Raw genomic sequence first — 24,524 nt, 5'->3', positions numbered from 1 at the left:
TGAGATCTTTTTTATGGTAAAGCCTTGGTATAAACAGTTTTGGCCGTGGTTCTTAATCGCGTTGCCAGCGACAGTAGTTATTTGGACCATCATGACGGTTATTGTGTTCACACAGAACTCTGTAGACCTAGTGACTGAGGATTACTATAAAAAAGGAAAAGGCATTAATGTCGACATTTCAAAAGTAAATATTGCAAAGGAACTCGGCCTTTCAGCTTCAGTTAACGAGAAAGGTAACTCAGTTATCATTACTCTTGAGAAAGGTAAACTCGATCACTTCCCTGCGATTAACGCAATGTTTGTTCACAGAACACTGCCTGACCGCGATTTTACTCAACTACTGACAGCGGATGCGAAAGGCAACTACACCATGACTTTGGATCACGAAATGCAAGGACCATGGTTTATTGAGCTTTCTCCGCATGATTCTGAATGGTTAGTGCAAGGTCGCATGAACTTCCCTATTGATACTCCTACTCAACTAACGAATTAAAGCTTATGTGTGAATCCTGTTATCACTGCGGTGAAGATGTACCAGCGGAAACGGATTTTAAAGTAGAAATTTTAGGATCGGTTCGTCCGATGTGTTGTCCGGGTTGCGAAACCGTAGCCCAGACAATCATAGATAGCGGTTTGGTCTCTTATTACCAATACCGTACTGCTCCGGCTGAAAAAGCCGATCTGGTGCCAGAGCAACTTCTGGCTCTCAGTCACTATGACAATGAAGATGTTCAATTGGAGTTCGTCCGTAACTCCGAAAACGTCTCTGAGGTGACATTGTCACTAGATGGTGTCTCTTGTGCGGCTTGTGCTTGGCTTATTGAGAAGCAAGTTTCTTCAAAGCTTGGCGTTGTGAGTATTCGTGTTAATACCACGACCAACCGCGCTTTGCTTAGTTGGGACAACACTCAGGCTAAACTAAGCGAGTTGCTATCCGCGATTCATAGGTTGGGCTACAAAGCTGCACCATTCGAGGCTGACCAACAAGAAGCCGCTTATCATCGTTCGATGAAAAACTACCTTTATCGTCTTGGTGTCGCGGGTTTAGCGACTATGCAAGTTATGATGCTAGCGGTGGCGCTTTATCTCGAAGTTTTTGGCAGCCTTGAGCCGGAATTCAAAAGCTACTTTCGTTGGGTGAGCTTGATCTTCGCAACGCCTGTACTGCTCTACTCAGCATTACCGTTCTATATTAACGCTTGGCGTAGTATTAAAGGCCGAACCTTGGGCATGGATGTTCCTGTGTCGATCGCTCTATTGTTTGCCTATGTTGCGAGTTTAGTGGCAACGGTGACAGAGCAAGGCGAAGTGTTCTTTGAATCTATCTCGATGTTCACCTTCTTCTTGTTGCTTGGTCGTTTCCTTGAGATGCGCGCGCGTCGTAAAGCGGCAGCAGCTAGTGGTAACCTGCTTAAGCTAGTTCCAGCTATGGCGACAACATTAGACGGTGAACAAGTTCCAGTTAAAACATTGAAAGTCGGCGACCAGATTCGGGTTCTACCCGGTGAGCATATCCCTGCGGATGGTAAAGTACTGTCTGGTAGAGTTCATATTGATGAATCGATGCTGACTGGCGAATCGATTCATGTGGTTAAGAATGAAGGCGATACCGTATTTGCTGGTACATTGAATGGTGATGAATCGTTTGAATTGGAAGTGATGACGTCTAAAGCTGATTCCGTGATTTCCAATATCGTTCGCCTTCAGGATGAAGCGCAGCTGTCTAAGCCTCGCATCGCTGAGATTGCCGATGTGGTTGCTCGATACTTTGTTGCTGTGATTCTGGTTATCTCGTTCGGCACTTGGTTTTACTGGCACCAAACACGTCCAGAAGATGCTTTCTGGATTATGCTCTCGGTACTTGTTGCGACATGTCCTTGTGCTCTATCGCTTGCAACACCGACAGCCATCACCTGCTCAACTTCTCGTATGGGTAATTTCGGTATCTTGCTGCGCAAAGGCCATGTGTTTGAAACTTTGTGCAAAGTGAATCACTTGATCATAGATAAAACAGGCACGTTGACCGAGGGTGATATTCGTATCAGCCAAGTTGAAACCTTCGCAGAACTTGATAAAGACACCTGTTTGAAAGTAGCGGCGAGCCTAGAGCAACATGCTAACCACCCTATCGCGAAAGCGTTCAAGACTCATCTTTCTGATGATATCGAAGTAGAGTCTGTCAATAACGTAATTGGCTCTGGTATCACTGGTGAGTGGAATGGACAAGAAGTCGCTATCGGCAGCAGTGAATTCATTCTTGGTGATGCACAAACATCGGAAAGCAATGGTATTTACTTGTCGATGTCTGGTCGACATACCGCAACATTCACTTATGAAGACCCGATTCGTAAAGAAAGTATTGAGTTCATTAAGCAATTCAAAGAAGCGGGAATCAAAACCACGCTGCTGACTGGCGATTCTTTGATTAACGCGAAACCTGTTGCTGAAGAGATCGGCATTACTGACATTGTTGCTAACGCGAAGCCGGAAGATAAACTGGCTTATTTAAACTCTAGAGACGCTAGTGACATCACCATGATGGTTGGTGACGGTATTAACGATGCGCCTATTCTTGCAGGTGCACACCTTTCGGTTGCTATGGGCGGCGGTACCGACGTGGCGAAAGCCTCAGCGGATATGGTGTTATTGGGTGACAAACTCGATAGATTACTTAAATCACGAACATTAGCGCTTAAAACGCGTAAGATAATCCGTGAAAACTTAGCGTGGTCGTTGGGGTATAACTTACTTATTCTTCCATTGGCCGTAGCGGGTTTGGTTGCTCCATACATTGCCGTTGTTGGCATGTCTGCTAGCTCTATTATTGTTGTGTCTAACTCGTTAAGGCTTTTAAAAGAGCAAGGTAAATAATGGAAAGTTTATACATACTTATTCCAATTGCGATCGTACTTGTGTGCATCGCTGTCGGTATATTTCTGTGGGCAGTTAAGAGTGAGCAGTTTGAAGACCTTGAGCGTCAAGGCCACAACATTCTGTTTGATGAAGACACTAATGCTCTTCACCATTCTGATAGTAAACCTGTTAAGAACGAGAAAGCTAACGTAGAAAGCCAAACTAACTTAGACAAAAAGAACGATGACGCCTGATTGGATCGGAGCCTTTGTTGTTGGGTTGATCGGCGCAGGTCACTGCATGGGAATGTGTGGTGGCATTGCGTCGCTTCTTTCAATTGGAAACAGTAAACCTTCCCCTGTCATTCCCCTGCTTTATAACCTAGGACGCTTGCTAAGCTATGCCGTGATTGGCGGTGTGATTGGCGGTGCAATTTCTTCTATAGGTCAGCTAAGCGATTTTAACGCTCTGCTAGGTTGGCTGCGATTATTTGCTGCTGGCTTTATGATCGTCTTAGGTTTGTATATTGGCAAATGGTGGTTCGGCTTGTTGTTTTTTGAAAAAGTCGGACAAAAACTATGGCGCTATATCTCTCCTGTCGGTAAATCATTTCTACCATTGAAGCATCCTAGTCACGCTCTACCATTTGGTTTCATTTGGGGGTGGTTACCATGTGGCCTTGTTTATTCTATGCTTACATGGGCGGCCGTATCAGGAAGTTGGTATAACGGAGCGGGTATCATGCTTGCTTTCGGTTTAGGAACCCTCCCTGCGATGCTCACGGTTGGAATGGGGGCAAATTTCCTCAAAAAACTGCAACAAGCTGACTTATTTCGTCAGTTTGGTGCAATTTTAATCCTCATTTACGGCTTCTATACCGGTTATATGGCGCTACAGCTTATTATTTATACCGTATAGCGGCGTCTTTAATCCGGTTTTTTTACTACCCTTTAGGATTAAGGAATGCTAAAATATTGACGTATATCAAATAGTGAAAGATTGTTATGATTTCTGAAAAGCCTGTGACGAAACGTGTTCAGTCTGGTGGCTGTGCGATCCATTGCCAGGATTGTAGTATTAGCCAGCTCTGTATTCCGTTTACTTTGAATGAATCTGAACTCGATCAACTTGATCAGATCATTGAGAGAAAAAAGCCTATTCAAAAAGGCCAAGAGTTATTTAAAGCCGGTGACGAGCTTAAATCTCTATACGCTATTCGCTCTGGAACGATCAAGAGCTACACGATTACCGAGCAAGGTGATGAGCAAATTACTGCATTCCATCTAGCGGGCGATCTTGTTGGCTTCGATGCGATTACTGGTGACATGCACCCTAGTTTCGCACAAGCGTTAGAAACTTCTATGGTATGTGAAATTCCATACGAAATTCTAGACGACCTATCAGGAAAAATGCCTAAATTGCGTCAGCAAATTATGCGTCTGATGAGTAATGAGATTAAAGGTGACCAAGAAATGATTCTGCTTCTTTCTAAGAAGAACGCGGAAGAGCGTCTTGCTGCATTCCTTTACAACCTTTCTACTCGTTTCTCTCAACGTGGCTTCAGCCCACGTGAGTTTCGCCTAACGATGACTCGTGGCGATATTGGTAACTACCTTGGTTTGACTGTTGAAACAATTAGCCGTCTTTTAGGTCGCTTCCAAAAAGCAGACATCTTGAGCGTTAAAGGCAAATATATCACTATCGAAGATCACGATGCGTTGATGGAACTTGCTGGCGTTTCAAAAGAATAGTCTAGATATCAATGATGTAGTTCAATAATGAGCTACATCATGTTTCTCTCTTAAAACCTCTTATATTTCTCTTATTCTCTCCATAACTACGCTACATTATTTATATGTTCGGTCTGAAAAGTAGGCTTAGTTATGAGTATCTATAACAAAATTTTAGTTGTCGCAGACATTAATCACGATGAGCAACCTGCTCTAGTTCGTGCTATCCAACTTGCCAAGAAAAGCACATCAACAAGCCACATCACTTTCTTTTTATCGATCTACGATTTCTCGTATGATATGACATCTATGCTCTCTGTCGATGAAAGAGACGCAATGCGTAAAGGTGTAATTCATCAACGTGAAATTTGGATGAATAAAGTGGCGGCTCCTTACCTTGATGATTCCATTGAATTTAACGTTCAAGTGGTTTGGCATAATCGCCCGTATGAAGCGATCATTGCTGAGGTTTACAGTGGTGAGCATGACATTTTGATCAAAGGCACACGTAAGCACGATACCTTAGAATCAGTCATCTTTACTCCAACCGACTGGCACCTATTAAGAAAATGCCCTAGCCCAGTGTTGTTGGTTAAAAATGATTTCTGGCCAGAACACGCGAAGATCTACGCTTCCGTTCATGTTGGCTCTGAAACAGAAGCTCACTTAGAGCTCAATGATACGATGGTCGACAGATTACTTGAAATCACAGGTCGTTTAGATGCTGAGCCGCTATTGGTAAACGCCTACCCGGTGACACCTGCTAATATCACAATCGAGCTGCCAGAGTTTGACCCAACCTCTTATACTGACGCGGTTCGTGGCCATCACTTAACAGCGATGAAAGCGTTGCGCCAGAAGCACGGTATGAGTGAAGAGCAAACTGTTGTTGAGCAAGGCTTGCCAGAAGATGTTATTCCTCGTGTCGCGTCTGAAAACAACGCTGCTATGGTGATTCTTGGTACAACCGGCCGTACTGGATTGTCTGCCGTGTTTATTGGTAATACTGCGGAACATGTAATCGACAAGATTAACTGCGATGTACTGGCTCTTAAACCGTCGGGTTACGTCAGTCCACTTGATCCTAATTTATCTATAGGTTAATACCCTATAGCTGATTTAAAATCATAAAAAACGCCTCAAGCACTGCTTGAGGCGTTTTTTATTATCTAGAGCTTCCGCCATTCCAAATACAGAATCGTGAATATCTCGTTATACGTTAGTCACGTCGATGAACATTGACTCATCAATATTTGAAGAGGAAATTTCAGCTTCTTCGAATTCGTAGGCCTTGCGATCTTCACTACGGTCTAGTGGAAGGTTTACGAAATCAAACAATTCTCGGTCAGCCAGTTGGCTTGGACTTACGTTCTGAATTGACTTGAAAATCTTCTCAACACGACCTGGCGTTTGCTTATCCCAATCAATCAACATCGCTTTAATGTTCTGACGCTGTAGGTTCTCTTGAGAGCCACACAGGTTACAAGGAATGATTGGGAAATCTAGGTGCTCTGCGTATTGGATTAAGTCCGTTTCACGACAATAAGTCAGTGGACGAATAACAACGTTACGGCCATCATCAGAACGCAATTTTGGCGGCATTGCTTTCAAGCGTGCACCGTGGAACATGTTCAGGAACATCGTCTCAACAATATCGTCTAGGTGGTGGCCAAGAGCAATCTTAGTCGCCCCAATTTTCTCTGCAAACGAGTACAAAGTACCACGACGAAGACGAGAACATAGACCACAGGTTGTTTTACCCTCTGGCACTTTCTCTTTAACTACGGAGTACGTATCTTTATCTACGATGTAGTAAGGAATGTTCAGAGTTTCGAAGTACTCAGGAAGAATATGCTCAGGAAAGCCAGGTTGTTTTTGGTCTAGGTTTACGGCAACAACATCGAATTTGATAGGTGCAGCTTCACGTAAACGTAGCAAAATATCTAGCATCGCAAATGAATCTTTACCGCCACTAATGCATGCCATTACTACGTCATTCTCTTCGATCATGTTGTAGTCAACGATGGCATTTCCAACATTTCGTCTCAGACGTTTCTGAAGCTTGTTGAATTCAAGTGTTTCTTTTTTATTTTCGTTTTGGTTCATTGCGACTCTCACACCGTCGTATTACCGACTGTAGATTGCTAGTGGGACTGTTTTAGGGCGTGGATTATACGGATTTTTATTTGATGTTGAAATAGTAACGGCAGGATTAACAAGCTGAGTATTGGAAAGATTCCGCTTCTTTTGAGCTTTAAGCTCTCTAAACGGTTAGATAAACGCGTCTTAACAAATTCGAGGTTTGTATAGTAGACAAAGAAAAGCAGCCTTCTCTAAAAGACCAGGCTGCTTAAGAACTACTTCCTCAAAGCGTAGGGAGTGCTTTTAGCTAGACTTATTGCGCGGGAATGTACGGTAATACGCGAACCGTTGGCTCTGGTAAAGTGATGCTGTCACTTCCATTGAGCTCTTCTAAGGTGAATTTAACACGGCCTTCTTTAATTGGGATCTGTTTACCGTTAGATAGAGCAATGTTGCCTTCAAGCTTGTCATTGAACTCCAACGTTAACCCTTGGATATCAGGTGTGAACCAGCTAGAGAACATGCCGCTGACGTCTTCTAGCATTGCCTGCATCTGTGGTAACAGGCTTTCTAGCTGTGCAACTTCAACATCGCCAGCTAAAGGCTCTTGAGTCATTACAACGAGCGAATATGCACACTCTTGCTCTTGGGTTTGTACAAAGATAAGAGGATTTGCTGAGCGCAGGTTTTGATCTACAGGTAGAAGCAGCTCATTCGCAGGAGATACTTTTAGCTCTTCGTAGTGCTCTTCTTTCTCCATCCAAGCTTTGCTGATGTGACAGGTTTTCTGTGCTTGTTGGTCAACAAAGAACACCGCAACTTTGACATCATCGTGCCCTTCTTTGGTGTTGTTTTTCAGCTGAGTATAGAGTTTAGAATACGTGAACATGTATTCTTGCGCCGAAGCTGGAAGAGAAACCCCAAAACTTAAAGTGGCCAATAAAGCGATAGCTGTCTTTTTCATTATTATAATCTTGTTGAAGTTGAGCGTTTATAAATAGAAAGAGCAGCCAATGAGCTGCTCTTTTGCGATATTGCTTGGTGTCAAATTGACTAAAGAAGTCAATCAAACGGATATCCAAATGAGTTACTTTTCCCAGTATACCTTGTTGTGACGGATCATAGCTTGTAAATCAGTCACATAGTCTGAACCTCGCTCAGAATATTTTAACAAGCCATTGGTCAATTCGGTCGCCGTTTCTTTGGTTAACAGATCATTACCATTTGCTGCCAGTTGCGCACGAATGGCTCTTAAATCTGCATAGGCACGGTTACGATTAAGGTTCATGAAGTAACGGTGTACGGATTCTTGGCTTGAAGAAAATGTTGCTACTTCATGCGAGCTGCCTTCGTTACGTTGTAGCGGAACAAGGCCACAACCTTTGCTGTAACACCAATGTCCGAAATAGTTGTTTGCTTTGGTGGCGAAACGTGATGTCCCCCAAGCTGATTCATTAGCAGCCTGTGTCAGTACCAGCGCCTCTGGCAGTACGTTGACTCGGTTAAGCATTTCCGCCAACCATGTCTGCTCTATACCTGTGCTAGGTACCGGTAAGCTGTACAACTTCCCTAACCTTTTCGCATAAGAAATGTCTTCAGAATCAATATTACCTAAACCAGATTCAGAGAGCTTAGTTAAAAACGCACGTTCTTTGGTGATACGTTTGTTTTCAATCTTGATGCTTGGGCGTAGGAACGAAAAAAACGCATCTTTTTTCTCGTTTACATCCTTAATAGTCGCAAAATTTGGTGCGCTTGAAGCAACAGTCAAGTCATCAAATTGGTCTGCTGAATTAGAGCTCTGTTCTGTCGTACGTCGGCGTTCTTCTTCTTGGTAAAGGTAAGGGCCAATCAGTGAAATAGAACCCACTATTGCTAGTGTTGTTACTTTGAGCGCAAGAGATTTACTCGCGCTGCCTTTGTCGTTATTACGCATCGAAGACCTGCGGGTTTTTGTTCTTGTTACCATGGCTACTGTTGTTGCCGTTATTGTTACCGCCATCGCTATCGTCATCGCTCATTGGGCGGTCTGATGCAATTATCTTCAGCTTGATGCCAAACATCTCACGGTAAACGATACCTTTCACGTGGAAGAAGAATGGAAGAACGAAGATCAAGCCAATGCCGTACATCATCGCAGCAACGATGAACATCAGCATAACCATTAGATATATAGACGCGACTACGAAGATCTTCTTATTTACTGCTCTTAGAGAAAGTAACAGCGATTGCATCGGCGGAACTTTTTTATCACAAATCAGCAGAATTGAGTTGCTGAACGCAAGTGAGAAGTAGATAGACAGAAATGGCAGAATCATACCAGCGATGCCTTGAAGCATTAGGCTGAACAAAGTCACTAGAATAACGGGGATCGTAAACTGCAAACCTTTGCCTATGTGGCGTACTTTAGTTTGAAGACCTGCAGCGTGGCTCATTGCCATTAAACAGATGCCGGCATAGATGGGTGCACTGACGACTTCATAGCTAAAATTTGCAATGAAAACCGATTCAACGATCTGAGGTGTAAAGGCTTCAGGGTCGATTACCGCATCTAAGATAACTGCAGGGTCACCAAGTTGCAGTTTTAGTGCGATATAAAAGATAGCCAATTGTACGAACATCAGCGCAACAATCGCAGGGGAAAACGAAAGAAAGTGACTTATCGTATGTTTCCAAGCTTCTTGGAATACAGCCGTTGCTTTGAGCTCATAATCGCCGGAAAGTGCACGGTCGATACTACCGCCCAAATTAAAATCTTTTTCGATGTCGTTGTTCATATTGATACCTAGGTGCGCCAACTAAACGAAGGCACCTAACTTATTGATAAAAAATTACCTTCATTATACCCATATGTCGGATGCAAACTAAAATATGAATCTGTAACAAGGCTTGCTTTTACGTCTTAATGGTCAATAATTAGACACTTGTTGGGATGTGAACCCAACAAATAACAGTATGGTAAAGGATGTTTACTTTTACCTGCGAATTTTTTTGTCTTCGAAAGATAAAAAATGCTTTGAATTCACGTTTTTGGTGATTATGATGCGCGCCTTAGAGGTGTATAGCAACAGGTCTCAAATAGAACCAAGGTGGAGAAAAACAGACGTTGAACGCTAAAAAATCAGTAGGGAAGCCAGTAGTACAGCTAACTGGCATCAGTAAAAGTTTCGATGGTAAGGAAGTCATCGGCAATCTGGATTTAAACGTAAATCATGGTGAGTTTCTCACGATTTTAGGCCCATCAGGTTGTGGTAAAACAACCGTGCTAAGAATGATTGCGGGTTTTGAAACGGCGGATAGTGGTGAAATACTATTAGCTGGACAGAACGTAACCCAAGTTCCTGCTGAACAAAGGCATGTAAACACTGTTTTCCAAAGCTATGCCCTATTCCCGCATATGACCGTTTTCGATAATGTGGCATTTGGCTTACGCATGCAGAAAGTTCCAAGCAGCGAGATTGAACCTCGTGTAATGGATGCTTTGAAAATGGTGCGCTTAGAGCAAATGGCACAACGAAAGCCACACCAGCTATCTGGCGGCCAACAGCAACGTATCGCAATCGCTCGTGCTGTCGTTAATAAGCCTAAAGTTCTCTTGTTGGATGAATCTTTATCTGCTCTTGATTACAAACTACGTAAACAGATGCAAATCGAGCTGAAACAACTGCAACGCCAACTTGGTATCACGTTCATTTTTGTAACGCATGACCAAGAAGAAGCACTCTCTATGTCCGACCGCATTATTGTTATGCGTGATGGCGTGATTGAACAAGACGGAACACCAAGAGAGATCTACGAAGAGCCTAAGAACCTATTCGTAGCGCGTTTCATTGGTGAAATTAACGTATTCGAAGCGACAGCTAAATCTCGTCAAGATGAAAAGCGCATTGTTGCGACAATCGAAGGTGAAGAGTCCATTATCTATCACGATAAAGACGTAACACCGGGTCAAAAACTGCAAGTATTGCTTCGCCCTGAAGATCTTCGTATCGAAGAAATCAAAGAATCTGAGCAACGCGGTATTGTTGGTCACATTGTCGAGCGAACCTATAAAGGCATGACATTAGATTCAGTCGTAGAACTTGAGTCGGGTATGCGTGTCATGGTTAGTGAATTCTTCAACGAAGATGACCCTGATGTTGATCACTCACTGGGCCAAAAAGTTGCAGTAACTTGGGTTGAGAGCTGGGAAGTGGTATTAGAAGATGAGCAAGAAGTTTAATTTACAAAACGCAATTGTTGCTTTAATCACAGGTTGGTTAGTGCTGTTCGTGATGATTCCAAACATCATGATCATCGGTACTAGTTTCTTAACTCGTGATGAAGCTAACTTGATTGAGATGACTTTTACTCTCGATAACTATGTGCGTTTGGCTGATCCGCTGTATTTTAAAGTGCTGATGCACTCTTTCTATATGGCAATCGTTGCTACCCTGCTTTGTTTAATTATTGGTTACCCGTTCGCCTATATCGTGGCAAAAATGCCAGCGAAGTGGCGTCCAATCATGTTGTTCCTCGTGATTGTACCATTTTGGACTAACTCACTGATTCGTACTTACGGATTGAAAGTGGTTCTGGGTACTCAAGGTGTGTTGAACAAAGGCTTGTTGGCGTTAGACATTATCGATAAGCCACTTCGTATTATGTATTCAGAAACGGCAGTAATGATCGGTTTAGTGTATATCCTACTTCCATTCATGATTCTGCCGCTGTATTCAGCGATTGAAAAACTGGACGATACGTACCTAGAAGCGGCTAAAGATTTAGGTGCGAACAAACTGCAAACGCTATTGAAAGTCGTGTTACCACTGACTATGCCAGGTATTGTCGGCGGTTGTTTATTGGTGTTATTACCTGCATTAGGTATGTTCTACATCTCTGACCTATTAGGTGGAGCAAAGAACCTGCTGATTGGTAACGTGATTAAGAGCCAAGTACTTAATGCTCGGGACTGGCCGTTTGGCGCTGCGACGAGTATTGCACTGACCGTGGCAATGGCTGTGATGCTTTATGCCTACTACCGTGCAGGCAAGTTATTGAATAAGAAAGTGGAGCTAGACTAATGGGTCGCACAGTTAAGTTCAGCTTTATGGCGCTGGTATACGCTTTTCTATACCTACCTATTATCGTATTGATTGCAAACTCATTTAATGCCAATAAATTCGGCATGAAATGGGGTGGTTTTACCACCAAGTGGTATGACGCACTGATTAACAACGACAGCCTAATGCAGGCTGCGTGGCATTCGATCAACGTAGCGGTGTTCTCAGCGACGGCCGCAACGATCGTCGGAAGCCTGACAGCCGTTGCCCTATTCCGTTACCAATTTAAAGGTAAAGGCATCGTCAATGGCATGTTGTTCATCGTGATGATGTCACCAGATATCGTAATGGCGATTTCGCTTCTTGCGCTATTCTTGGTTATGGGTGTGCAACTTGGGTTCTTTACCCTACTTGCAGCGCACATTACTTTCTGTTTACCGTTCGTTGTGGTAACGGTTTACAGTCGCTTGAATGGCTTTGATGTGAAGATGCTAGAAGCAGCAAAAGACTTAGGTGCAAGTGAGTGGACGATTCTAAAACAGATCATCCTGCCTCTTGCTAAGCCAGCGGTTGCTGCGGGGTGGTTATTGAGCTTCACTCTGTCTTTGGACGATGTGATCATCAGCTCTTTCGTAACAGGTCCAACTTACGAAATCTTGCCACTGAAGATTTACTCGATGGTTAAAGTCGGTATATCTCCAGAGGTCAACGCCCTAGCAACAGTGATGTTAGTGGTGTCGTTAATACTGGTGATTATTTCTCAGTTGTTAGCGAGAGAGAAAATCAAGTAAGTCTCCTACTCTTTACTGAGACGGACTTGATAAGATTCAAGTTTAACAAAAGTGTTATTCATAAACAGAATGGTAAATTGCCATTCTGTTTTTCTATCTACTGCCTTTAGGCAACGTTTAGTTTGGAGCTAACGTCAATGAAAAAATGGGCTACTCTATTAGCTGGTAGTGCATGTGCGCTTTCAATGTTATCTGCACCATCGTTTGCAAAAGATGACAAAGAATTGGTATTCATGAACTGGGGACCTTACATCAACAGTGAGATTCTAGAACAGTTCACTGATGAAACTGGAATCAAGGTTATCTACTCAACTTACGAGTCGAATGAAACCTTGTACGCAAAGCTAAAAACACACAACAAAGGCTACGACCTAGTTGTGCCGTCGACTTACTTCGTTTCTAAGATGCGTGACGAAGGTATGTTACAAAAAATCGACAAAACTAAGCTGTACAACTTCAAGAACCTAGATACGAACTACCTAGATAAGCCGTACGACCCAAGCAACGACTACTCTATTCCACACGTAGTTGCGATTACAGGTTTGGCTGTTAACACGGACATGTACGATCCAGAAGATTTCCAAAGCTGGGCTGATCTATGGAAGCCAGAGCTTGAAGGTCAACTGATGATGATGGACGACACGCGTGAAGTGTTCCACATCGCACTGCGTAAGCTAGGTTACTCTGGTAACACAACTAACGAAAAAGAGATCGACGAAGCTTACGCTGAGCTACAAAAGCTAATGCCGAACGTTCTAGTATTTAACTCAGACAACCCAGGCGCCCCATATATGTCTGGTGAAGTGGGTCTTGGTATGCTGTGGAACGGTTCAGCTGCTGCAGCGCAAAACGAAGGTCTACCAATCAAACTGGTTTTCCCTAAAGAAGGCGGTATCGGTTGGGTTGATAACTTTGCGATTAGCTCTGGTGCGGTAAACGTAGAAGCAGCTCATAAGATGATCGACTTCCTACTTCGCCCAGAGATTGCTGAGCAGATTTCTCGTGACACAGGCTACCTAACAGCCGTTAAAGCGTCTAACGAGAAGTTTAAAGACAGCCCTGCGCTGTTCCCATCTCAAGAAGACCTTGATCGTGTGGAATGGCAAGCTGCGGTTGGTGATAAGACGGTGAAGTACGAAGATTACTTCATGAAACTTAAAGCCGGTCAGTAAGCGAGTTTGTTATCTAATTGCTCCGGTCAAAAGAGGCTAATAAGTAACGGGTTTACTTAACAAGCCTAGTTAGGTAATCAACAAACTAAAAATAAGAATATCAATGAATAGGCAGCTTAGGCTGCCTATTTTGTTATATCACTGCTATAATTTAGCGCGATTTTTAGAAATCCATTTACTTTGGGTTCAATACCCAGCTCCAAATCAAACAAATGAACGGAACAGTAATGAAAAAAACACTGTATACCGGCGCATTGTGTGCTGCTACTTTACTTTCTACACCCTCTTTCGCAGCTGACCAAGAACTGTATTTTTACAACTGGTCTGAATATATTCCAAATGAAGTACTAGAAGACTTCACCGAAGAGACTGGCATTAAAGTCTATTACTCAACTTATGAGTCTAACGAAAGCATGTACGCTAAGTTAAAAACTCAAGGTACGGGTTACGACTTGGTCGTTCCTTCTACTTACTTCGTTTCTAAGATGCGTAAAGAAGGCATGCTACAAGAGCTTGATAAAACTAAGCTAAGCCACTTTGCAGATTTGGATCCAAATTACTTAGATAAGCCATTTGATCCAAATAACAACTACTCGATCCCATACATCTGGGGCGCAACGGGTATTGGTATCAACTCAGATATGCTAGACAAGTCTTCAGTTAAAAACTGGGGCGATCTGTGGGATACACAGTGGGAAGGTCAATTGATGATGATGGATGACTCTCGTGAGGTTTTCCATATCGCACTGTCTAAACTGGGTTACTCTCCAAACACGACTAATCCTGAAGAAATCAAAGAAGCGTACGAAGAACTTCGTAAGCTGATGCCAAACGTATTGGTATTTAACTCAGATTTCCCTGCGAACCCTTACCTAGCGGGTGAAGTGTCTCTTGGTATGCTTTGGAATGGCTCTGCTTACATGGCACGTCAAGAAGGCGCAACGATTGACATTATCTGGCCAGAGAAAGGCGCTATCTTCTGGATGGATAGCCTAGCGATTCCAGCAGGTGCTAAGAACACTGAAGCGGCACATAAGATGATCGACTTCCTACTTCGCCCAGAGAACGCTGCGAAAATTGCTCTAGAGATCGGTTACCCAACACCAGTTAAAACGGCTTACCCTCTTCTTCCGAAAGAATTTTCTGAAGATAAGAACGTTTTCCCGCCACAATCAGTGATGGATAATGGTGTTTGGCAAGACGAAGTTGGCGAAGCGAGCGTTATTTATGACGAGTACTTTCAAAAACTTAAAGTAGACAACTAATTTGTTAGCAAAAATTTAATTGTTGCTAGTAAGTTAAATAAAGCGGCGTAAGCCGCTTTATTTTTATTCAGAAATTATATAGGATTGAACAAACAATACGAAGTGCGATTACATATGCAAGCAAACCCTATCCTGTTAGTTGTGACTTTTATGCTGTTAGCGTCACTGTTGATGCTTGGCTTGAGTTCATTTATTCATATTGATTCAAACTATGATTTGTTTTTCGAAACAAATACCCTCGTGATCACTATGTACATCTATTATGTTGCGCGTCATTCAATTCGTCCCCACAAAGTTCTTCGCTACGGCGCTCTATTACTCATTTTTAACCTATTTTATGACGTATCAACCGAGCTTAAACATCTTGATGAGTGGGCTGACCAAAATGAACTAATAGATACCTTCTTGGAAGACGGGTTGCTACAAATCGCATTTCTATTGATCGCTTACGGCATTACAGAATTAACTGGAAAAATCAAAGACCAAGGTAAACGCGACGAGCTTACTGGTCTGTATAATCGCAAGAAGTTTGACGCGATCAAACTTGCAGAGTTTGAGCTCATTTACTTCGACTTAGATGGACTAAAAGAGGCGAACGACCTTAAAGGCCACAAAGTTGGAGATTTAATGATTGTTCGTTTCTCTCAGGCTCTGAGGCAAACTGCATTGGAAGATGAAATGGTGTTTAGAGTGGGTGGTGATGAGTTTGTTGCAACGGCTCAACTCGGTCGTGGTGGTGAGTTTGTCAGCCAAGTCAATAACTTACTGCATGGTGAGAACATCAGTTTTTCTTACGGTATCGAAGTGACCAGCCGAGATAATTTTAAACAGGCATTGGTTGAATCCGATAAGGCGATGTACGAAATGAAAAAAGCTCAACGACCTGTTCAAAACTCTTGGTGCACGTCTTGTCCTAATCTAGAAACAAATTACCTGAATATAGAGACAACAAGGCAAACCGATGACTAGAGCCTCATCTGAATAAATGTCAGTTTGCCACTGATAAATGATAAATGATAAATGATAACTGTTGCTGATAACGAGCTCTCAAGTTCCAACCTTAAGCGGGTCAATCAATTTATTGGCACAAGGGTCAGGCCGTTAGAGACCCCTTCTCTGACAGCAATAGCTCACCGACTAGCTTAGGTACCTCGATACTCGCCTTACCGTAACGTTTCTCTTCAAATTCACTCTCTACCGCACTGGGTTCGAGGTTTATCTCGATCGTATGTGCTCCATGCATTTTAGCATCATGTACAAAACCTGCGGCTGGATAAACCACACCTGACGTGCCGATCGAGATGAACAAATCAGCTTCTTCTAACGCTGAATAAATGTCGCCCATCCTCAAAGGCATTTCGCCAAACCACACAATATGAGGACGCATTTGAGCTGGTATCTGGCAACAATGGCACAATTCACCAGTATGAATGTCGTCTTTGTGCTCTAGAACTTGGTTTGACTCACTACAACGTGCCTTAAGAAGCTCACCGTGCATGTGGATAATGTTGTTGCTACCGCCTCTCTCGTGCAGATTGTCGATGTTTTGAGTGATGATGGTTACTTTGCCATCGAGCTTATCTTCAAGCTCTCCTAGCGCCTTGTGGGCTGAATTTGGAAAGATACTTTCACTCTGTAATCCATGACGACGCTTGTTGTAAAACGCTTGTACAAGGTCAGGATCTTTTGCAAAACCTTCAGGTGTCGCAACATCCTCGATTTTATGGTTTTCCCATAATCCGTCTTGTGCTCGGAATGTTTGTATCCCCGACTCCGCAGAGATACCGGCGCCAGTAAGAATTACGATATTTCGATATGGGAAATGCATATAACGTCCTTTTCAATATGTCACTTGGTAACAGCTTAGCACTGTTCAAATTCCAACAATAGTTTTAGGGATTAGACCATAGTCTTAGCCAACTGAATTCATTGGCTATTTGTGACATAACTCGCTTGATCTCTGCTATTCAGAAATGAAATAGGCACAAAAAAAGCGGCCGAAGCCGCTTGATGTTTATCTATTGAACCGTGATCAGTCTTCGTTGATTGATGAGATCTTATGGATAGAAAGATCCGCGCCATTAAACTCATCTTCTTCACTTAACCTTAGGCCAGTTACTTTGCTCAACACACCGTAGACAACCAATGCACCGATTAAAGCCACCGTAATGCCCGCTAGTGTACCAACCATCTGAGCAGTAAAGCTTACGCCCCCTAGCCCCCAGAATGCTTGCTGACCGAAGATACCCGCTGCAATGCCACCCCATGCACCACATACACCGTGCAGAGGCCACACACCTAGCACATCATCTATCTGTGTTTTGTTTTGCATGTAAGTAAACAAGTAAACGAACAATGCGCCAGCTACGCCGCCTGTTACCAGTGCGCCGAGTGGGTGCATTAAATCTGAGCCTGCGCAAATAGCGACGAGACCAGCTAAAGGACCATTGTGGATGAAGCCTGGGTCATTTTTACCTGCAATCAGAGCCGCAAGAATACCGCCAACCATTGCCATGAGTGAGTTCATTGCCACGAGACCGCTGATACCATTGATAGCTTGAGCTGACATCACGTTGAAGCCAAACCAACCCACACATAATATCCAAGAACCTAGTGCTAAGAATGGGATGTTTGATGGTGCGAAGTTAGTGTGTTTGCCGGCGCGGACACGGCCTTTGCGCATGCCAAGGAAGTAAACCGCGACCAATGCAATCCAGCCGCCAACACCATGAACGACAACAGAGCCCGCGAAATCATGGAAGCCATAACCGAATTGCGCTTCAAGCCAATCTTGGAAACCAAAATTACCATTCCAAATGATGCCTTCAAAGAATGGATAAACAAACCCAACGGTGAAAAGTGTTGCGATGAGTATTGGATAGAAACGTGCACGCTCAGCGATACCACCAGAAACGATCGCTGGAATCGCCGCAGCAAACGTCATCAAGAAGAAAAACTTCACCAGCTCGTAACCATTACCTTGCGATAAGGTTTCTGCATCTGCAAAGAAATGCGCACCGTAAGCCACCCAGTAACCGATAAAGAAATAGGCAATGGCAGAAACGCCGAAATCCGAGAGGATCTTAACCAGCGCGTTCACTTGGTTTTTCTTTCTTACTGTACCGACTTCCAAAAATGCAAAGCCTGCGTGCATTAAGAAGACCATGATGGCGCCTAATAATAGAAATAGAGTGTCTGAACTCTGCGTCAAGCTCTCTACTGCGCTATGAACTTGGGTAACCGTTTGACTCATTAAAGCTCTCTCCCTTAGCTTTGTCTCAATTGCACTAGAACCGTGCGAATTGATGTCGTAATTAATTAAAGACTCAACAGTAAACGCAAGATGCGTTCCAACACGTTCACGTAATTTTCGTGCAACAAGCTTTTGTTTTAAACTTATGATTTTAAAGGGTTAAAATTACCACTGCACTTTTTTGGATATTTGAGATGGAGGGATGTTTAAAATTAATTGCACCAATTAAGGGAGTTGCACCATATTGGCGCGGTCAATATCAGGCTTGGCTCTGTTTTAGAGCTACCCCAAATATCTTGAAGAATTAGCTAAAAATCTTCTTCTAAGTTGACTAGATACTTGTTCTAGATGGACAAAAAAAGCCCAGTGACTTGAATCACTGGGCTTTCTATATGATGGTTGTTTTGAGTAAATCGCTCTAGATAAGTTGTTATCTAGTTCGTCTGATACTCACTACAGGTTTGGACCTGTTGTCGGGTTTTGCGGTAGGTTTTGACTTAAACGCTGCATGCCTTGATACATACGAATAAACCACACCACAATCGCCACACCACCAAATAACATGCCCACATATGGAATGTAGTAAGCGATGTCATCGATAATGTGGTTTTGATACCAGTAATCGTTCACACCGATCAACACGCCGTTAGAGGTCGCTACCGTGACGATAAGCACAACAAAGAACGTCAGGTTCAAGAAGAACGAGCGAATCAAGCCGTAATAATGCGTATCCACTACTTCGCCGTCTTCACCTTTATCTAAACGATAGCCCGCGTAGATGATGGCAATTACACCAGAGAGAAGACAAGTAAATGGTGTAAAACAGCTGAGGATGTAAGCAACCCAAATACCTTTATGAGGTTTGTTCATTCTTATTCACCCCTTCACTTTTCTCTGTTGCTGCGTTAGCGCTTTGTTCAACGCCGTTTTTCTCTTGTTCCATCACTTCTTTGTACCAAAGGTCATGATGTTCTTTAGCCCAAGTTTCATCGACTTCGCCTGTTACCATGCCTTCTAGTGCCCCTTCCATACCGAACAAGCCGATGTAGATGTGGAACACAAAGCCACAGATAAGGATCAAAGCAGCCAACATGTGGACTAGGTTTGAAAGCTCCATATCACGACGCGTTTGACCGAAGATTGGGAAGTCTAAAACCAAGCCACTGATCGCAGCCACACTACCCATTACAATCAATAGCCAGAACAGCGCTTTTTCACCCGCGTTCGAAAACTCTGCAGATGGATGAGAACCTTTATGTTTCCCAACCATACCGCCCAGTTTCATGAACCATTGGATATCGACCATCTTGAAGATAGACTTGCGCCACCACTTGATAAGAACAGCCATCAACAGCACATAGAAAATTGGGCCGATGTAGTTATGGTATTGTTTAGCCAGTAGAACAATGAAGCCCCATAGATCCGTTGGGATATAAGGTTTCAAAAAGTGTTTACCGTAAACCAACATCAAACCACTGAACGCCAGTGTTAAGAAGGTAAACGCCATGCTCCAGTGCAACGCACGATCCAGTCGAGACCAACGCTTGATCTTACGGCCAGTTCTTGGCGCACTCAGCATTAATGGGCCAATCACAACGTACATTAGAGTAACGAAAGCAATACTGCCAAAGATAGCGACGGCACCTGCTGGCGACATCCACTTCTCTTTCAATATGTACCACGTTTGCCCGGGCGTACTGATTAACACACCGTGCTCAGCCGATTGAGATGTGGTGTAACCTTCCTCACCGTTTCTTACTTGTCGCCAAAAATCAGCGCCAGCAAGTTGTGTGATTTCTCTTTCAGCAGAGCTCGATTGAGTTTGTGATGAGTTCGTCTCAGATGCATGACTCAAAGGAGACAGCATTGTTAGTGCTGCCAACATCGGCAGCACAACAAGGAAGAGACGCTTAAACATTGTAAGCATATGTCTCTCCTAACTAGCTCTTCATCGCATCGTAAGAAAGGTCGTTGCCGTCTGTCCAGCCAGCACCTTTCGCACCGCGCTCTACAACACGCTGACGGAAGATATCAGAGACTTGTTCAGCATCACCTGCAAGCAGCGCTTTTGTCGAACAAAGTGAAGCACACATAGGTAGCTTGCCTTCAGCAATACGGTTCGCACCGTACTTCTGACGCTCTTCAACAGAACCTGGTTCTGTTTCAGGGCCGCCAGCACAGAAGGTACATTTGTCCATTTTACCGCGCTCACCAAAGGCTTCCTGTTTAGGGAATTGAGGTGCGCCAAACGGACAAGCAAACAAGCAGTAACCACAACCGATACACAGATCTTTATTGTGAAGTACGATGCCGTCTTCTGTATGTTCAAAACAGTCTGCTGGGCAAACTGCCATACAAGGGGCATCAGTACAGTGCATACATGCGACTGAGATAGAGTTTTCACCCGGTTCACCATCGTTCAGTGTCACAACGCGGCGACGTTGAATACCCCATTCCAGAGCATCATCATTTTCGTTCTTACATGCAGTGACACAACCGTTACATTCGATACAACGTTTGGTGTCACAAAGAAATTTCATTCTAGCCATTTTAAGACTCCTTACGCTTTACGAATATTACAAAGGGTTACTTTCGTTTCCTGCATCAACGTGACAGGGTCGTAACCATATGTGGTTGCTGTATTGGCAGCTTCGCCAATAACGTAAGGATCAGAGCCTTCTGGGTATTTAGAACGTAAGTCTTCACCTTCAAACTTACCACCGAAGTGGAACGGCAAGAACGCTAAACCCGGTTTAACACGACGAGTAACCATCGCTTTCACCTTGATGCGGCCTTTCTCAGCACCTTCAACCCAAACATCATCGCCATCTTTGAAGCCAATGTCGTTTGCGTCTTTCGGGTTCACTTCAACAAACATCTCTTGTTGAAGTTCAGCTAGCCATGGGTTTGAACGTGTTTCTTCACCACCACCTTCGTACTCAACCAGACGACCAGAAGTCAGAATGATTGGGTATTCAGCAGACTTGTCTTGGTCTTGAATTGATTTGTACAACGTAGGAACACGGAAGATTGCTTCCTTGTCATCCCATGTTGGGTAGTCAGCAACTAGGTCACGACGTGGTGTGTAAAGTGGTTCACGGTGCAGTGGTACGCGGTCTGGGAATGTCCAAACAATCGCACGCGCTTTCGCATTACCAAACGGGATACAACCGTGTTTGATAGCCACACGCTGGATACCACCAGAAACGTCAGTCTTCCAGTTCTTACCTTCCGCTGAAGCTTTCTCTTCTGCGGTTAGATCGTCCCACCAACCCAGTTGTTTCAGCAGTTTGTCACTGAATTCTGGGTAACCGTCTTTGATTTCGCTGCCTTTTGAGTAGCTGTCTTCAGCCAATAGACTTTGACCTTCAAATTCGACACCGAAACGAGTACGGAAGTTACCGCCGCCCTCAGCAACAGGTTTAGACGTATCGTAAAGGATATGCGTACCTGGGTGTTTCATCTCTGGGTTGCCCCAGCATGGCCAAGGAAGACCGTAAGTCTCGCCATTCGCTGGGCCGCCTTCTGCAGCAAGCGTTGTTTTGTGGAACGTGTGCCAGTTTTGCTGGTGTTCTTTCAAACGTTCTGGGCTTTGACCTGTATAGCCGATCGTCCACATACCTTTGTTGAATTCACGAGTGATGTCTTCAATCAACGGTTGGTTGTTCTCAACACGGATGTTTTTGAACAGTTGATCAGAGAAACCAAGCTTCTTAGAAAGAAGGTACATGATTTCGTGATCAGGCTTAGATTCGAACAGAGGATCAACAACCTTGTCGCGCCACTGTAGAGAACGGTTTGATGCCGTTACGCTGCCGTAGGTTTCAAATTGAGTGGTTGCTGGAAGCAAGTAAACGCCATCTGTGCGATCGTTCATCACTGCTGCAACTGTTGGGTATGGGTCAACGATAACCATCATATCCAGCTTCTGCATCGCCTTCTTCATCTCTGGACCACGAGTCTGAGAGTTCACCGCGTGACCCCAGTAGAACATGGCACGGATGTTTTCGCGCTGACGGATCTTGTCTTTGTCTTCAAGTACGCCATCAACCCAACGAGATACAGGAATACCTGCACTGTTCATTGGTTTTTGACCGCCGTATGCGTTGTCGTCGAAACGTCCTTTCACCCAGTCAAAGTCGATGTCCCAAACTTTAGACCAGTGGCGCCAAGAACCTTCAGACAAGCCGTAGTAACCTGGAAGTGTGTCAGACAGTACGCCAAGGTCAGTTGCGCCTTGTACATTATCGTGACCACGGAAGATGTTTGCACCGCCGCCTGATTTACCGATGTTACCTAGCGCAAGCTCAAGTACACAGTAAGCTCGTGTGTTGTTGTTACCCGTCGTGTGTTGAGTACCACCCATACACCAAACGATACAACCTGGACGGTTCTCAGAAAGAAGTTTTGCTGTGTGGTAAACGTCTTCTTCGCTTACGCCTGTCACGCGTTCAACTTCTGCTGGGCTCCACTTCGCGACTTCTTCACGGATCTCGTCCATGCCAAATACACGTTGGCGGATGAATTCTTTGTCTTCCCACTTATTAGCAAAGACATGCCATAGCACACCCCAGATAAACGCAACGTCTGAACCCGGGCGTAGAGAAACATAGTGGTCAGATTTCGCAGCAGTACGCGTACGACGAGGATCTGCCACAACGATCTTACAGTTGTTCTTCTCTTTCGCGATTAGGATGTGCTGCATTGCTACTGGGTGAGCTTCTGCAGGGTTTGAACCAATGAACAGCATCGATTTACAGTTGTGCATGTCATTGAACGAGTTTGTCATCGCACCGTAACCCCAAGTGTTTGCAACACCGGCTACTGTGGTTGAGTGACAAATACGCGCTTGGTGGTCAACGTTGTTTGTTCCCCACAAAGACGCCATCTTACGGAATGCGTAAGCTTGCTCGTTACTGTGTTTTGCACTACCTAGGAAGTAAACCGAATCAGGGCCAGACTCTTTACGAAGTTCTAGTGCCTTGTTACCGATCTCTTCAATCGCTTGTTCCCAAGAAAGCTTCTTCCACTTACCGCCTTCCAATTTCATTGGGTACTTAAGACGACGTTCACCGTGTCCGTGCTCACGCAGTGCTGCACCTTTCGCACAGTGTCCACCAGCATTAAATGGGTGATCGAATGCAGGTTCTTGACCTGTCCATACGCCATTTTGAACTTCAGCGTAGATACCACAACCCACAGAACAGTGAGAACAGATTGTACGTTTCACTTCTGTTTTCGCTTCTGGATCGACAGATTTAGCCTGTGCTTTCTTCATCATGCCCGGCGCGAATAGACTTGCGCCTACCACTGCGCCACCAGCAGCAAGTGAAGTGTTTTTCATGAAGGCGCGACGAGACACACCTAGCTGATTGGTTTCTTTGCTCACACTATCGGAGCGTTTGACAAGTTTCATCCGTTATCTCCTAAAGTGTGTCGTAGTAATCGCGAATATGTTGCGTTTCACGATAGCCCGTCTTCTTCACGTCTTCTTTCGGCATTTCAACCGTTTCTGAAGCAGTTGCCACTTTCGTTGTACCAGCGACAACGGCACCAGCAACGGCTGCAGTCGTTAAACCTTTGAGTAAGTCTCTACGGCTTGTATCTATTTCTTTGTTATCTTTCATCATTGCTTCCTTACCTTGCGGTAGATCTTTTTGGAGGCTTCATGCCCCTCTATCGATATAATCGCGTACTGCTCGATTACTCGTAATCAGTGACGTTTTTCACATCAATCTTTAATTTGTGTTTACTGCTTTTTGTATTCACGCTGAAACGAACCTGCTCCAACGTTAAGAATGCTTCACATAGCTGTGCTGCTGATTTGTAGAAGTTCGCACTTTCTGCACTTTCAAGTTGACGCGTAAAAGAGTTAAACCAAGGACCAAGATGCTTATTGAAAACGGCTTGTTGAAGCGCGTCTTCTTCATCGGTTAGCATCGCCATTACTTCACAAAGAGCCGCAATATGATCTTCTGGCTCTTTCACTTGATCATCACGTTCAATGCCTAAAAGCTCTAGGTCATGACGAATCTCTGCTAATGGTTTTTCCATCATGGCGCCAGTTCTATGCCAAGATCCAAATGGAACAATCTCCCCACGGCCAATGCCAATGAAAAGATTCTGATATTCATCTTCTAGTGCTTCGCGGTTTGATTCGGTTGCTGCTTGTTGAATCGCAATCCAAGCCTTTTGCATCGCACTCTCAGACGCTTCAATGTCTAGTGTCTTTAGAAAGTCGATCACCTCTTCAGAAGGTGCACTACGAAACAATGCAGAAAGAACCAGATAGATTTCAGTTCTTAGTGTCTGTTCTTGATCTAAATGAGTATCCAA

General features: G+C 44.0%; 24 protein-coding genes. 12 read left to right on the top strand and 12 right to left on the bottom strand.

Annotated elements, in window-relative coordinates; translation table 11 throughout:
• Positions 1-13: 13 nt before the first annotated feature.
• The 6 genes from AB6D07_RS13740 to uspE all read left to right on the top strand — a co-directional run bounded on the left by AB6D07_RS13740 (position 14) and on the right by uspE (position 5,687).
• On the top strand, positions 14-493 hold the full coding sequence (locus AB6D07_RS13740) for a FixH family protein (protein ID WP_009846710.1): 480 nt from the start codon (positions 14-16) through the stop codon (positions 491-493).
• Positions 494-498: 5 nt separating this feature from the next.
• Positions 499-2,871 (top strand): heavy metal translocating P-type ATPase metal-binding domain-containing protein, encoded by a 2,373-nt coding sequence (locus tag AB6D07_RS13735; protein WP_017103171.1) that lies wholly within the window; start codon positions 499-501, stop codon positions 2,869-2,871.
• A complete protein-coding gene (ccoS, locus tag AB6D07_RS13730) occupies positions 2,871-3,107 on the top strand; it encodes a cbb3-type cytochrome oxidase assembly protein CcoS (RefSeq protein WP_009846712.1) in 237 nt (78 codons plus the stop codon). The genes AB6D07_RS13735 and ccoS overlap by 1 nt, the downstream gene beginning before the upstream one ends.
• Entirely contained in the window at positions 3,097-3,771 is a 675-nt protein-coding gene (locus AB6D07_RS13725; RefSeq protein ID WP_009846713.1) for a sulfite exporter TauE/SafE family protein, read from the top strand. Before ccoS ends, AB6D07_RS13725 begins: the two co-directional genes overlap by 11 nt.
• Before the next feature lie 86 nt (positions 3,772-3,857).
• A complete protein-coding gene (locus tag AB6D07_RS13720; protein ID WP_009846714.1) occupies positions 3,858-4,604 on the top strand; it encodes an FNR family transcription factor in 747 nt (248 codons plus the stop codon).
• Between the two features lie 132 nt (positions 4,605-4,736).
• Complete coding sequence (gene uspE, locus AB6D07_RS13715; RefSeq protein ID WP_017097864.1) at positions 4,737-5,687, top strand: universal stress protein UspE; 951 nt, start codon at positions 4,737-4,739, stop codon at positions 5,685-5,687.
• A 108-nt stretch (positions 5,688-5,795) separates the two neighbouring features.
• On the opposite strand, the gene ttcA is transcribed toward uspE, so the two are convergent.
• From ttcA to AB6D07_RS13695, 4 genes are all read right to left on the bottom strand, one after another.
• Complete coding sequence (ttcA, locus tag AB6D07_RS13710) at positions 5,796-6,689, bottom strand: tRNA 2-thiocytidine(32) synthetase TtcA (protein ID WP_029222956.1); 894 nt, start codon at positions 6,687-6,689, stop codon at positions 5,796-5,798.
• Positions 6,690-6,978: 289 nt separating this feature from the next.
• Positions 6,979-7,629 carry a DUF2987 domain-containing protein gene (locus AB6D07_RS13705; RefSeq protein ID WP_017103169.1) on the bottom strand — a complete coding sequence of 217 codons (651 nt, stop codon included), beginning with the start codon at positions 7,627-7,629 and terminating at the stop codon, positions 6,979-6,981.
• Between the two features lie 123 nt (positions 7,630-7,752).
• Entirely contained in the window at positions 7,753-8,601 is an 849-nt protein-coding gene (locus AB6D07_RS13700; protein ID WP_029222955.1) for a glucosaminidase domain-containing protein, read from the bottom strand.
• Entirely contained in the window at positions 8,594-9,442 is an 849-nt protein-coding gene (locus tag AB6D07_RS13695; protein ID WP_017103167.1) for a membrane protein, read from the bottom strand. The genes AB6D07_RS13700 and AB6D07_RS13695 overlap by 8 nt, the downstream gene beginning before the upstream one ends.
• A 329-nt stretch (positions 9,443-9,771) precedes the next feature.
• On the opposite strand from AB6D07_RS13695, the gene potA reads away from it, so the two are divergent.
• From potA to AB6D07_RS13665, 6 genes are all read left to right on the top strand, one after another.
• Positions 9,772-10,887: a spermidine/putrescine ABC transporter ATP-binding protein PotA gene (gene potA / locus AB6D07_RS13690; RefSeq protein WP_009846720.1), complete on the top strand. Its 1,116-nt coding sequence runs from the start codon at positions 9,772-9,774 to the stop codon at positions 10,885-10,887.
• Positions 10,871-11,728 (top strand): spermidine/putrescine ABC transporter permease PotB, encoded by an 858-nt coding sequence (gene potB / locus AB6D07_RS13685; protein WP_012603924.1) that lies wholly within the window; start codon positions 10,871-10,873, stop codon positions 11,726-11,728. Before potA ends, potB begins: the two co-directional genes overlap by 17 nt.
• Positions 11,728-12,498 (top strand): spermidine/putrescine ABC transporter permease PotC, encoded by a 771-nt coding sequence (gene potC, locus AB6D07_RS13680; protein ID WP_004733706.1) that lies wholly within the window; start codon positions 11,728-11,730, stop codon positions 12,496-12,498. Before potB ends, potC begins: the two co-directional genes overlap by 1 nt.
• A 137-nt stretch (positions 12,499-12,635) precedes the next feature.
• Positions 12,636-13,670, top strand: coding sequence for an extracellular solute-binding protein (locus tag AB6D07_RS13675; protein ID WP_017103166.1), 1,035 nt, complete (start codon positions 12,636-12,638; stop codon positions 13,668-13,670).
• A 227-nt stretch (positions 13,671-13,897) separates the two neighbouring features.
• Positions 13,898-14,935, top strand: coding sequence for an extracellular solute-binding protein (locus AB6D07_RS13670; protein WP_029222954.1), 1,038 nt, complete (start codon positions 13,898-13,900; stop codon positions 14,933-14,935).
• Between the two features lie 102 nt (positions 14,936-15,037).
• Positions 15,038-15,904, top strand: coding sequence for a GGDEF domain-containing protein (locus AB6D07_RS13665; protein ID WP_017103165.1), 867 nt, complete (start codon positions 15,038-15,040; stop codon positions 15,902-15,904).
• A gap of 124 nt (positions 15,905-16,028) precedes the next feature.
• Here AB6D07_RS13665 and cobB read toward each other — a convergent pair whose 3' ends face one another.
• The 8 genes from cobB to AB6D07_RS13625 all read right to left on the bottom strand — a co-directional run bounded on the left by cobB (position 16,029) and on the right by AB6D07_RS13625 (position 24,524).
• Entirely contained in the window at positions 16,029-16,763 is a 735-nt protein-coding gene (gene cobB / locus AB6D07_RS13660; protein WP_009846726.1) for a Sir2 family NAD+-dependent deacetylase, read from the bottom strand.
• 204 nt (positions 16,764-16,967) lie between these two features.
• The gene (locus AB6D07_RS13655) at positions 16,968-18,188 is read right to left on the bottom strand and encodes an ammonium transporter (RefSeq protein WP_017103164.1); all 1,221 of its coding nucleotides are present in this window, start codon (positions 18,186-18,188) and stop codon (positions 16,968-16,970) included.
• 453 nt (positions 18,189-18,641) lie between these two features.
• Complete coding sequence (locus AB6D07_RS13650; RefSeq protein WP_010440849.1) at positions 18,642-19,058, bottom strand: hypothetical protein; 417 nt, start codon at positions 19,056-19,058, stop codon at positions 18,642-18,644.
• Entirely contained in the window at positions 19,042-20,115 is a 1,074-nt protein-coding gene (locus AB6D07_RS13645; protein WP_017103163.1) for a formate dehydrogenase subunit gamma, read from the bottom strand. Before AB6D07_RS13645 ends, AB6D07_RS13650 begins: the two co-directional genes overlap by 17 nt.
• A gap of 13 nt (positions 20,116-20,128) precedes the next feature.
• Positions 20,129-20,737, bottom strand: coding sequence for a formate dehydrogenase FDH3 subunit beta (fdh3B, locus tag AB6D07_RS13640; protein WP_010440854.1), 609 nt, complete (start codon positions 20,735-20,737; stop codon positions 20,129-20,131).
• An 11-nt stretch (positions 20,738-20,748) separates the two neighbouring features.
• Positions 20,749-23,604 carry a formate dehydrogenase subunit alpha gene (locus AB6D07_RS13635; protein ID WP_009846730.1) on the bottom strand — a complete coding sequence of 952 codons (2,856 nt, stop codon included), beginning with the start codon at positions 23,602-23,604 and terminating at the stop codon, positions 20,749-20,751.
• A 10-nt stretch (positions 23,605-23,614) separates the two neighbouring features.
• Positions 23,615-23,815 (bottom strand): twin-arginine translocation signal domain-containing protein, encoded by a 201-nt coding sequence (locus AB6D07_RS13630; RefSeq protein WP_029222953.1) that lies wholly within the window; start codon positions 23,813-23,815, stop codon positions 23,615-23,617.
• 76 nt (positions 23,816-23,891) lie between these two features.
• On the bottom strand, positions 23,892-24,524 hold the full coding sequence (locus AB6D07_RS13625; protein WP_017103162.1) for a molecular chaperone: 633 nt from the start codon (positions 24,522-24,524) through the stop codon (positions 23,892-23,894).

Origin of the sequence: Vibrio sp. 10N.239.312.C11 (assembly GCF_041466065.1) — a bacterium.
GTDB classification, from domain to species: domain Bacteria; phylum Pseudomonadota; class Gammaproteobacteria; order Enterobacterales; family Vibrionaceae; genus Vibrio; species Vibrio tasmaniensis_A.
Note: the sequence above shows the minus strand (reverse complement) of the source record. Positions and strands in the feature narration are given on the sequence as shown.